Raw genomic sequence first — 11,182 nt, forward strand, 5'->3', positions numbered from 1 at the left:
GACGTCCCAGGAGGGATTCGAACCCCCGACCGACGGCTTAGAAGGCTGTGGTTATATTATTCCTTACTTTTATACACTTTTATAAAAGCTTGATATACTGCACATTTATCTACAGTTAAACAATAATTTAATAGAATGCTTTTACCTTTTTATCTAGTTTTATATTTATTTGGGCACCTCATGGGCACCTTTAAAAACTATACTAACAACACTTAGTTATTCTACTTAAATGATATATTCATTTATCCTTATTTCATACTCAAAAAAGACTAGCATGGCATAATTGCTTTGCTAGTCTTTTATCTTTTAATTCTAGTTTTTAGTTACTAATACTTGATCAGATTTAACCCATTCTGTGCCCAAATTGTACCAACCGTCTTTAGCTGCATGTACTTTATAAGTTCCTGGTGCTAATTGACGTTTAATTGCTCCATTAGGAGTGCTATACGTATTGATAGTAGATGTAACAGTTGCATGGTGATTAGCAATAGTACCGTAAGCATGGTGAACATAACCAGACCCTACATTGTAGAATAGAGTACCATCAGCTGAATATTCTCTTTGACCATACACTTTGTATTTTCCACCAGCTTCAAGTTGACCGATAATTTCATATCCAACATTTTTGAACACATTTGCTTTCTGAGTAATTGTAATAGTTGCCCAAGTTCCATCATAAGTATGGTAGTTAGCTGTTGGCTTGTCCCCATTTAAATAAGGCATAGGGTCTACTGCCTCTGATTGAGACACTCGTGCTTTTTCATATATTTCAAAGTGTACGTGTTGACCAGTTGAACTCCCACTGTTCCCCATAACACCAATTTTAGCACCTTGACTTACAGTTTGACCTACAGAGACGCTAATTGATTTTAGATGAGCATAAAGAGTATCATATGTTTTCCCATTAATACTGTGTCGAACTATTACATAGTTTCCATAACCACCATTACATGTATTACCGATAGAACCATTATTAGAACAACCACCAACGGCTTTGTTAATCACACCCGCAGCGGAAGCGTGTACCGGTACATTGGAGCTACTATTTGCAATGTCAACTCCATAATGCATTGAACCACTTCTCATGCCATAAAGACTTGTATAAATACCTTCAGCTGGTTTTATAAATACCTGTGTCATCAAACATTCTCCTTTTAACATTTAAATTATTTTTATTTTTGTAGTATTAGATTGAATAATATATTGATATTTTTTAAGTAATAATTAAGTAATAACCAAAGATATATACTGACCGAGTTAATAGAATAAGCCCATTACCAATTAAGCTAATGGGCTTAAATTTTTTAATTTCTTTCCTCTATAACTTAGTGATTCTTTCTGTATTAATTAAGTGTTGTTATACCACTGTTCATGGCACCAGCTAAGCCTTGAAGTACTCGTGATGCTCCAGCATTTGCTTTGAAACCAACATGTGCTGACGCAATATAATACGGACTAGCTAAAGATGTTCCTGATTTTGCTTTAATTGCATTCCCGATAGTGGCATTAACCAAAGTATGATCTCCATTCCAAGTCATTGTATAGAGATAAGATGTGACAGAGATTGGATCGTAAGCGTCTTGATAAGCAAGATTTAAAAAGAGACCTGAACTTGTTTTAGTATCTTTACCAAATACACCTTCTAAATAGTTCGATGCTTCTTGCGAAGGTTTTTGATAGTCATACCATTTTTTCGCTTCTGCTAACCAACCATTCGCTTCACTTGCTCCTAATGCAACAAAATTAGGTCCACCTATTTCAAAAGCTTGATTAGAATAAGCGGTGAACGTTTTATAATAATTGGCTAATTCCGTAGCAACTGATGAACATACATGAGTAGGTAAAGCAACAACATTCTTTAGCTGTGGAGTTGTGGCAGATAAACCTAGCTCTGCACAACGATAGGCTCTTGCTGCAAAATTAAGACCCATTACAATAAGTGAGTTATATCCAGCAGCTGGGAAATACCCCCTTACTTGGTTTGCATTCGCATTATTTCCGTCTCGGAAAGTACCTGAACCAATAGGCAAACATAATTCAGTTAGACCATTATTCTCTCGGGTATTACCAAATTTAGTACGTAAGTTAGTCGCTAATTTATTGAAGTAATTATTAAATTTAGTGTAGGTAGTATTCCCTGCACCTTTAAGAGCTGTATGAATAAAGAACATAGCTCCGAAACGAACAATTATTCCATTTAACGAAATTCTAGCATGCTTTGTACCATTAAAATAAGGGTGAGTTGAGCTAACAGTCCAATAATCATTAGTTGTTCCGTTACTTAAACGATTAGGCTCAGCTTTATCTAAATCGGGAAGGTTTTTAGTTAAGTATGTTTCCAAATAGGATAGTAATTGTGCTCTTGTTACTGCTGTTGTACCAGTAACTTGAGTGTAGTCAAATCCACCAGCTTTTGCTAAAGCATAAGCTGAATAAAGACCCATAGCGCCTAACCCAAGTCCTGGTCCAGGACCAGTAAAAGTTGCAATATTAGATGCATACTTATTTAAGATTCGATGAATACGAGCCAATATGTTTGTTCGCACCGTAGAAGTAGAAGCATTTGGGTAAAGAGCAGTTAAAAAAAGTAACTGGCTTCCTGCTCGTTGAATTGACAATTCAACTGTTGGATCCATCGAAAAGATCCCATGAAAGTCAGCACGATTATCAGAGCCAACAGGGTCTGCTGGTAATCGACTAGCTCCTGTTCCCATTAAATTTGTAAAGATTTTTTCTGCTTCTGTTTTGACTGTAAATGCCAAAGAAATCATCTCCTTTTTTATTTTTTGAACCGAAATAGAACATACGTTCCTCTTTATTATAGAACAAGCGTTCCTTTTTGTCAATAAAGTTTTGGTTTTTAATGTTTTAAGAAGAAAAAAAGCCCAGGCTCAAAATAATTGAGTACCTGGGTTTATCTAACAGATAACAAGTTACAGTTATCTGTTTTTTATTATGTTACCGATATAATTACCCTCACTTGAAAAGTCCCAAACAAATATATCACCTTTTAAATACAAAAAATTCATTACACAAAATAATAAAATCCGATTTTCACTTTCACTAAAAAAATAGTATAACTTCAACTTTTAATTAGTTGAATTGACGCAAATTTGCTAATTTTACCAATGCAGTATTGTTTCAAACATCCTCCAATGTTACCATTTAGTTGTAATATATATTTTTTACCAAAGAATCGGAGGAGAAAAATTTAATGAATAAGTCTTTTAAAAGATTTTCAAAACTAGTGTTAGGTGCAACTTTATCAGCTAGTTTAATTTGGGGTTCAGTTGGTTCAGCAAGTGCTAATCAAACTCCTGCTTCACAAACAATGTACCAATACCTAAATCTTAATGCGGCTCATAATGCTGGGTATACAGGGGCTGGAGTTAAGGCAGTCGTTGTTGAGGGAGGTATAGATAGAGTTTCTTCCCTTGGTAGTCGCCATCTAGGGGGATGGGATTTTATAACTAAAACATTAGACATTTCAAACCAAGGTTCGGATAGCGATCATGGAACAAAAGTAGCTTCTTTATTAGCTGGTTCAGGTATAGGTGTTGCACCTGGAGCATCTGTCATCTATTCACCTAGAAGTGCTCCAATAGGAGCAGAAGCTGCGCTTTATAATGGAGCACAAATCATTAATGTCTCTCAAGGAATCAATGTTTCTAAAGAAATCTTTTGGTTAACTGACAGCACGATGAATCAAACATTAGAGAAATCCGATATCGCTATCTTCCAAGGGGCAGGGAATGAAACTCAAAATAAAGATTCAAATACTAAATGCGCTGATTTGGCAACTTATAGCGGTGCTTGTATAGGAGCTATAAATCCAAGTACAAATAGTCTAGCTACATTTTCAGCTTATGGTAATACCCTATTTGGATCAACTCAGGGTGTAGCGAGCCCAGTTCAAACTAATGAGGGAACTTTTACTACAGCACAAGGAACATCCTTTGCTGCACCTACTGCAGCTGGTCTCTATGCTTTATACAAACAGAAATATCCTAATGCTGAGCCTAAACAAATCCTTAACCATATGAAAAAAACTGCGATTACAACATCTGGTGGTAATGCAGCTGGTGCTGGGATTTTAAAATACGTTCCAATTGATTTAAGTGGTCAAATTATATTAAACGCTAGTAGAGTTGGTCTAGGTAAATATCATAATATCCAACTAGGTGTCTATGATGATAACTCAATTTCTACAGTAAAATCTGCACGTTATGAATTGTATTCAGCGAATTATAATGGAATGGGACAAGTAAGTTTAACATCCGGACTTAACTACATTGGATTAATTGCTGCGAATGCAGGTGAGTCAATTACTATAGGAAATCCATTTAATTCACAGATGGAAGCAGGTAAACTTTATTTTATTAAAGTAATTGTTGACTTTAATAACGGACAACGTCATTGGAAATACAGACCTTTCGTTTATAAATGATAATAAAGCAAAAGAAAATGACCAAGATGGCATATAGCTATCTTGGTCTTTGCTTTTTACTAACTACGCTGCGCAATGATAAGTTTCAAACCTTCATAATCACCATTTGTCATACTTCCATTATCAAATTTATCTAACCACGACTTCTCAATCAGTTTTTTATCTACAGATTGTTTGATGTAATCACGTACTGCTATTTTAGTTGTCTCGTTTGTGAATTGCATTTTATCATCATCCTTTTCTGTCGGCTTATTTTCTTCCTCAGTCTTATTAGTAAACCAAGATAACGGCTTATATCCGTTTAATACGTTTAGATCAACTGGCCCTTTAATTCCTTGTGCTATGCCTTTATCAGTGTATTGCCATAAATCACAAGCAAAATCGGGTTTTTTACCTAAAGCAGTTGTACCGCTGTATCGCGGTATCCATAAAAAATCATAATTTTTGACTGTATCCATTTTGTAAGGCTTGTAAAAATGATGTCCTGTGTACAGTCCAACCTTGACGCCTTCACCTTTTAAATAATCGATGAATGCTTGTGTGCCTTGTACGATATTTTGAACACTTGCTCCGAAACTCTCCTCAACGTCCACAACGTAAAATAACGGATTATGTGCTTGCGCTCTTTCATAGAATTCTTTAGCCTGCGCCAGTGCAGTATCTTTATTGGTGAATGTAACATAAATGTATACACCAAATGGCACCTTGTACTTTTTACATTCGTTAATGTTTCGAACGTATTTACGATCAATAGTACTTGTACCATATTGGGTGCGAATAATGGCTAAATCGACTTCTTTGCTTGCTTTAGACCAATCAATATCTCCTTGATGATGAGATATATCGATAATTTTGCTCACTTCGTTTCACCTTCTTTACTTGAGTATTGTTTATATAATTGATTAGTGAATACAGCAGCCCCACTTACTAGTACACCTTGTATAATTGCTTGTATATTGATACCCATAATGCCAATTGTAAATAAAACTCCTAATATCAATAAAATATATGGAATCAGCCAGTCTTGCATTTTAGGCGTGTTCTTTAAAACTTGTCCGATAACTAATAAAACAGGCACTACCATTAGCGCCTGTTCAATGATGTAATCATATAAAAATTCCATATTAAAATCCTCCTATTTGGTTTTAATGATTAAAGCTAATAAAGCTAAAATCACTGATCCGATGATTGTTGTTGATACCCACCAAATTATTTTGTCGATTTTATCTAATCGCTTATGAGCGCTTTTCGTACTTGCTAATGCTTCCTCTGCAATATCTTTAGCATTATCGGCAGTTTGACGAATGTCTCTTATATCATCAATCTTTGCCTCAATTCCACCCAACCGTTCATATATATTTCTAACCAATTCATCACCCATGCCATCACCAATCCTTTGCCCTATTTAGTTAAAATAAAAAGCCATGAGACGCATCGAGAATCAGTAACATGTACTGTTGCCCATCTCGATTGCTCTCATAGCTCATAATATTTTTTTCAATTGGAATGCATTACTGTTCCCATTGTATTTGTGTATATAAGTTTAGCTTTTTTTCTTCTCCTAAATCACTTAAATTCTTTCTCAATTTAACAATTTTCATTGTAAAAGCTGCGCTAATTTTATCATCACTATTATCATCTAGACTAAATAAATTGGATTTAAGTTTTGCAAATCTAAATTTTCCAGGTATCAATTCCACATCACCTTTTACTCTCAAAGCTCTACATGATGCCCAACACTCATCAGGTCTCTGATTTTCTATATCTGTAAACCCTTGAGTTTTATTGTACCTCTTCAATGTATAATTTATTTCATCAATGTCTGCTTCTATTATGTCGTCATTTACCTCAACTTCAAAAATCATTAGATAAGGGTCCTTATCATATATAACGCAGGTTTTATTGGCATAGTCCGTGGAAACTGCTAAATCGCCAAAGTATACATAGCCATCTGTAGTTGGTGATCCTATCTCCTCTTTTTTATAGATTCTATCTACATTACTACCTTTTATTTTTTTGTCATCCAATATTTGAATTCCTCTACTATATGATGTTCCATGATAAAGTTTCAATTGACTTCTCCATCCTTTCATCTGCTTTATTTCGACAAAAGGAAAGTATTTCCTCCTTACTTAGACAATAAAAATAACGCTAGCTTATGCCGCGTTTACTTGTTTTCGTTATGTTGTTCAGTGGCTTTAATTTCCGTAGCTTCTTTTTTGGTAATTAACTTTTTCGTTACCGCTAAATCAATTTGTTCTTCTGTCGCTCTGCAGTTACACCAGTTGCGTAAAAATAGAGTATATACAGCGTTCATATTAATTACCTCCTAGCATTAATTGCATAAGTAACTCGTCTTGGTCTGCTTGTGATTTTTTTAATGCTGCATTTTCTTCTCGTAAAATCTCAATATCTGATTTCGGCATTTCTTCGTATTCGTAAAACTGCTCTTTCGTCTCTGGATTAACATAGTGTGTACCCGTTAAACCGTTAGCCTCCGGTTGTAGTTCTGTCTCAACGAATACGCCGCCCATAGCTTCCATTTCTTCTTTCGTCATAGAGTTGCCGTTATCATGCTTTACGCCGTATACGGGGTCAAATGGTAGGTAATGTTTACCTACAACCAACGCTTTTCCTGTTGATACTTCTCGTGTCCATAATAAAATCATTTAAAAATCCTCCTTATTTTAGGGATACATACCAATCCCATTTTCTGATAACCCCATATGACCATGCCCCTTGCGACTGCGATGCGATCACACTGTCGAATAGTGGATCATATGTTAATGCCCAAATACCATCACCCCATGCAGTTCGACCTTGCGAGAAAATATGATTCCATATCAGCTGTAAATTTTTATTAAGTCTACCAAATATATTATAGTTGATATTCGCCATGTCATCATTCGTTGTTTCACGCCAATAAAAATCGCCACTTACTCCAAAATATACGCCACCGTTTCCATCAGTACATAAATACACTGGGTATTCATATTGTGGGCCTATCGTGTTATTAATAACTATATAACCGCCTGGTGTACCAGAAGGAGAGATAGTGCGTACAATACTTTCAGTTCTACTAGGAGTATAATTGCCATTTCTTGCGCCATAAGACACCATTATATTTCCATCGGATGTCTCTACGACGTTCTTCATATTTGATACATATAACCCTCCCGGTGTATGAAGTGAATATAATGCTACAGTCCATACACTCGCACCATCGCTCCCTAGTAGTTTCTGTACGGTATAGCCACCATAAGCAGTGGCAATCACGATATTACCATCTGATAACAGTCGTATATCTGCAATTTCCGCGTTATTATCCACAGGTTTTGTCCATATTAGTCCGCCGAATCGATTATATCTTCGTACTTCATATGCGTCTGGACCACTGCTATTGTATCTAAGAACGCCAACATATACGTCTCCTGAAGTTGTAATAGCCACTTTGTTACCTTTACCACTTTGGTTAGTTCCTAGTGGTATAGTTGTAAGTAGCGTTAAATCCAAGTCATATATAAAAACGTTACTATATGAATAAAAAGCAAGATAACTACCATTAACAGTTACACCACTAGGATTAGACCTATTAGGGTCAGATACTGTTATTTTTTTTATTAACGAACCAGTTGGTGAATATTTTGCCAAAGTGGAAACGCTACCGTCACGCGTGTCTGGATTAGTTATCATATAAATATTTCCGTCTTTGTCGACTCCTGTAGGAGCAGCACCACCGTAATTCACTGGCGTTGCAGTCCATTGCGACCTGTAGCCAGCGGTTACTTTAGACGATGGTATTTTATCGCCTACATCGAATTCACTCCCTTCACCCTGTAAGAAAAAATCCATACCGTTGTAACGAACTGTGTAAGGAACATTCGCCTTAAGGTTGCCTTTTGATAATGTTCTACCATTGCCGTTTTTAACAGTCTTGACACCTAACCCATCAACGTTTATCGTGACTGATCCAGTGTTCTCGACCTTGTTTTTAAAAGCAATTGCCATGCCGTCAAAATAAGAAGTTGGCGGGTTATCAAGTGTAACTATTTTTGCATTAGCTGTACCTGTGTCATTCCCATACTGGATGGCTGTTGAATTCATCCTCCTTACCAATCTATCAATCTGTAATTGTAAATTAGCAGCCACATCACCTTGTAATTCCGTTTGTATTTGCTCAAACCATTCTTCAAATGCTTTGCCATATTGAGCAAATAAACCTGTCGTATCAATTTCATCGATTGTTCCTTTAACGATACCGCACAACGTTTTGTTAAAGCGTTGGTCAGTAATGTTTGCTTGTGTGATTTGAATAGCACCATTTGTGATTAATACATCAGCAAGGGCTAACTCGTAATAATCAGCATCACGAACAATTGCAGGAGCAGCAGGGTTACTTACATAAGTACCTTTTTTGAGCACAATTTGAATATCACGATCAGCAATACTTTTTCGCAAAACAATTCTATCGATACGCTTTAAAACGCCGTCAGCTCTGTCATGAGCAATGATAAAGTCGCTATCATTTGCTACGAAATATCCATTAATCCACCCTTTACCAGCCTTAACAACCGTAGTCATATTGTTATTTGCATACACTTGTAAACCATTTGAAGGGTTAGGGAAAACTCCGTTCCCAATAAATGTTGCAAAGTACTCAGCGAAGTTACTTGCATCATAAACTCTATCGTCATTTACAGCATTAAAAAATCCACTACGTACAGCCATTATTTAATCACCTTCTTAATTTTATCTATAATATTAGGTACAGCTGTACCGAATTCAGTTTTTGACGAGTAGCCATTTTCATTGTAGATTTCATTTACAACCACTACTCGAGAATGCATTATTAGACCTACCTCATCATTACGTGATGTTGTTTTATCACCTAAAAAGTAATCTTTACCAAAAACAAACTGTGAATCTGAATCATTATCACTCTTGAAAGTTTGAATACGAGGATATTCAGATAATCTATTAAAACCACGCTCTGTTAAGACATTTTCATACTCTTTAGGCGATAAAGTAATTTCTTCGTCATTTTCATTTTTATAATTCGACTGCAAGTCACGAGCATCAAAAAAGATTTCTCTACGCTCAAAGCCAGAGAAATAATCGTTTAACCTCAATATAGTTCTATCATCCATTTCACCTTCGCCAGCAACATAAGCAGTACTTTTGTAATTACTTGTATCATCGACATAAGACTGTGTATTAACGTTGTCAAATGCCTTAGAAAAGATAATGTGATGGTTAATATCTTGTTCAGTCGTTCGGTCAGCACCTTGATAAACAACGAATTCAAACTTTTTAGTTGTGTGATTCATGAGTATTTCGTATGAAATATCATGTTTAATACACATTTCCCATAATGACTCATCAAGTGGTTTGTTGTTATAAACTTCCTCTGTAACAATATTGATACCTGTATTCGCTCCTAAAACAAGGTTAGGTATCTTCCTATTTGCTATGACAGGATTGATAGCATTGGCATTTACAAAGCTTTTTAATATATCTTCTATATTTCCTTTGTACAATTGTTGACCTTCGATAATCCTCCAACTCATCATGATGCTCAGTGATTTAGCCATAATTAATATTTCTGTTTTATCATCATCTTTAAACTCTGCGCTTTCAACAATATAGCCACGTCTTAAATCTGTTGATTTTGTAAGAATTCTGAGTTCATCTGTGAAAAAGAGAGCTACATTATCTTTATTTGCATCTATGGTCGCCATTAAGATGCTATGGTTTTGATATTTTAATGTGAACTCAATATCATTATCTTCATCAATAATATTTAGTCGATTGAAATTAGTGTCAAAAATATTTAAATACATAAATCATACCCCCACTGATTTAGCGTTATATGTTATAGATATTTCTAAATTACCTACTCCGGCGTCAGCCTCATATCTGAAAAGATTGTCGCCTGGTTCAATTTCTAAGAAATGACTGTTTAAATCGATAGCATTAAAGATATCGGTTTTTACGTTATCTTTAATTAGAGTGATAGTTTTCTTACCGAAAGTTGTTACTTCGATAACATCACCTTGTGTCATCGCAAAGTTAATTCTCAATTCCTCATAAGTGTCTATATTAATAATCGCTGGTCTTACTACCGTTGCTAATGCTTTAAAACGTATTAACATACCTGTTTTGTTTTGCCCTTTATTAAATACATTCACAAATAAACTATTTGACCGTTGCCCCATTTTAATACCAACTCCCTGTGGTATTTTAAGTGGAAATTTAAAGGCACCAACCCATTTTGCTATATCAACCTGTCGTGCATCTTTTTCGTAGATGTAAGGATCTGTGGCAACAAATTGCAGTAACGCTTTTTGCCACGCTACGTTGTTGTTAGCGTGGTCTGGTGGCATTACAGGAGTGCTTTGTAGATTAGCCATTAAATAGTATTTTTTACCGTCGCTAAGTTCTAAATCTACACGCATCGGGTTCAATTCTGGATTAAAAACTCTGTACATGTTTGCGCGTTTACTATCCATTTGCGCTTCGTCATCGCCTTGGCGCATCATTTTAAGTTCGATGTCAAACTCTCTATTTTCCAACCTTGTATTTTGATATTTTGATCCAGCCTTAGAATTATTCGAAAAGTTTACCTGTGCCACTAATCCACTTAAATCAAGACCTTTGGTCAAGCGAAAGAGACGACCGAATTCAAATTCGCCGCCTCTGCTGTTTGTTATTTTTAATTTTGTAATCATGCCATCA

General features: G+C 35.6%; 12 protein-coding genes. 1 reads left to right on the forward strand and 11 read right to left on the reverse strand.

Annotated features, from left to right (window positions below; genetic code table 11):
- Window positions 1-312 precede the first annotated feature (312 nt).
- Together AC3WSK_RS23670 and AC3WSK_RS23675 are read right to left on the reverse strand one after the other, a co-directional pair.
- A complete protein-coding gene (locus AC3WSK_RS23670; RefSeq protein WP_492413068.1) occupies window positions 313-1,140 on the reverse strand; it encodes a M23 family metallopeptidase in 828 nt (275 codons plus the stop codon).
- Between the two features lie 203 nt (window positions 1,141-1,343).
- On the reverse strand, window positions 1,344-2,762 hold the full coding sequence (locus AC3WSK_RS23675; protein WP_492535143.1) for a calcium-binding protein: 1,419 nt from the start codon (window positions 2,760-2,762) through the stop codon (window positions 1,344-1,346).
- Window positions 2,763-3,214: 452 nt separating this feature from the next.
- Between AC3WSK_RS23675 and AC3WSK_RS23680 the strand changes: the two genes are divergently transcribed.
- Window positions 3,215-4,447 (forward strand): S8 family peptidase, encoded by a 1,233-nt coding sequence (locus tag AC3WSK_RS23680; protein WP_492413064.1) that lies wholly within the window; start codon window positions 3,215-3,217, stop codon window positions 4,445-4,447.
- Window positions 4,448-4,506: 59 nt separating this feature from the next.
- On the opposite strand, the gene AC3WSK_RS23685 is transcribed toward AC3WSK_RS23680, so the two are convergent.
- From AC3WSK_RS23685 to AC3WSK_RS23725, 9 genes are all read right to left on the reverse strand, one after another.
- Window positions 4,507-5,307 (reverse strand): GH25 family lysozyme, encoded by an 801-nt coding sequence (locus AC3WSK_RS23685; protein WP_492413062.1) that lies wholly within the window; start codon window positions 5,305-5,307, stop codon window positions 4,507-4,509.
- Window positions 5,304-5,570 (reverse strand): phage holin family protein, encoded by a 267-nt coding sequence (locus AC3WSK_RS23690; RefSeq protein ID WP_492413060.1) that lies wholly within the window; start codon window positions 5,568-5,570, stop codon window positions 5,304-5,306. Before AC3WSK_RS23690 ends, AC3WSK_RS23685 begins: the two co-directional genes overlap by 4 nt.
- A 12-nt stretch (window positions 5,571-5,582) precedes the next feature.
- Complete coding sequence (locus AC3WSK_RS23695; RefSeq protein ID WP_492413058.1) at window positions 5,583-5,828, reverse strand: hemolysin XhlA family protein; 246 nt, start codon at window positions 5,826-5,828, stop codon at window positions 5,583-5,585.
- Between the two features lie 130 nt (window positions 5,829-5,958).
- Window positions 5,959-6,519, reverse strand: a complete 561-nt coding sequence (locus AC3WSK_RS23700) for a hypothetical protein (RefSeq protein WP_492413057.1) — start codon at window positions 6,517-6,519, stop codon at window positions 5,959-5,961.
- Between the two features lie 95 nt (window positions 6,520-6,614).
- Complete coding sequence (locus tag AC3WSK_RS23705; RefSeq protein WP_492413056.1) at window positions 6,615-6,764, reverse strand: hypothetical protein; 150 nt, start codon at window positions 6,762-6,764, stop codon at window positions 6,615-6,617.
- Between the two features lies 1 nt (window position 6,765).
- Window positions 6,766-7,116 (reverse strand): hypothetical protein, encoded by a 351-nt coding sequence (locus AC3WSK_RS23710; RefSeq protein ID WP_492413055.1) that lies wholly within the window; start codon window positions 7,114-7,116, stop codon window positions 6,766-6,768.
- 13 nt (window positions 7,117-7,129) lie between these two features.
- Entirely contained in the window at window positions 7,130-9,175 is a 2,046-nt protein-coding gene (locus AC3WSK_RS23715; protein ID WP_492413053.1) for an NHL repeat-containing protein, read from the reverse strand.
- Window positions 9,175-10,287, reverse strand: coding sequence for a siphovirus ReqiPepy6 Gp37-like family protein (locus AC3WSK_RS23720; RefSeq protein WP_492413052.1), 1,113 nt, complete (start codon window positions 10,285-10,287; stop codon window positions 9,175-9,177). Before AC3WSK_RS23720 ends, AC3WSK_RS23715 begins: the two co-directional genes overlap by 1 nt.
- A 3-nt stretch (window positions 10,288-10,290) precedes the next feature.
- On the reverse strand, window positions 10,291-11,175 hold the full coding sequence (locus AC3WSK_RS23725; RefSeq protein ID WP_492413050.1) for a phage distal tail protein: 885 nt from the start codon (window positions 11,173-11,175) through the stop codon (window positions 10,291-10,293).
- Window positions 11,176-11,182 lie beyond the last annotated feature (7 nt).

The sequence above is a fragment of the Lysinibacillus sp. EB271-A1-10B genome, from assembly GCF_058791335.1.

Bases quoted from the DNA above. Each gene is read 5' to 3' on its own strand.
- AC3WSK_RS23695 (WP_492413058.1), bottom strand. From the start codon at position 5,828: ATGGGTGATGAATTGGTTAGAAATATATATGAACGGTTGGGTGGAATT.
- AC3WSK_RS23680 (WP_492413064.1), top strand. From the start codon at position 3,215: ATGAATAAGTCTTTTAAAAGATTTTCAAAACTAGTGTTAGGTGCAACT.
- AC3WSK_RS23720 (WP_492413052.1), bottom strand. From the start codon at position 10,287: ATGTATTTAAATATTTTTGACACTAATTTCAATCGACTAAATATTATT.
- AC3WSK_RS23690 (WP_492413060.1), bottom strand. From the start codon at position 5,570: ATGGAATTTTTATATGATTACATCATTGAACAGGCGCTAATGGTAGTG.
- AC3WSK_RS23725 (WP_492413050.1), bottom strand. From the start codon at position 11,175: ATGATTACAAAATTAAAAATAACAAACAGCAGAGGCGGCGAATTTGAA.
- AC3WSK_RS23670 (WP_492413068.1), bottom strand. From the start codon at position 1,140: ATGACACAGGTATTTATAAAACCAGCTGAAGGTATTTATACAAGTCTT.
- AC3WSK_RS23715 (WP_492413053.1), bottom strand. From the start codon at position 9,175: ATGGCTGTACGTAGTGGATTTTTTAATGCTGTAAATGACGATAGAGTT.
- AC3WSK_RS23705 (WP_492413056.1), bottom strand. From the start codon at position 6,764: ATGAACGCTGTATATACTCTATTTTTACGCAACTGGTGTAACTGCAGA.
- AC3WSK_RS23710 (WP_492413055.1), bottom strand. From the start codon at position 7,116: ATGATTTTATTATGGACACGAGAAGTATCAACAGGAAAAGCGTTGGTT.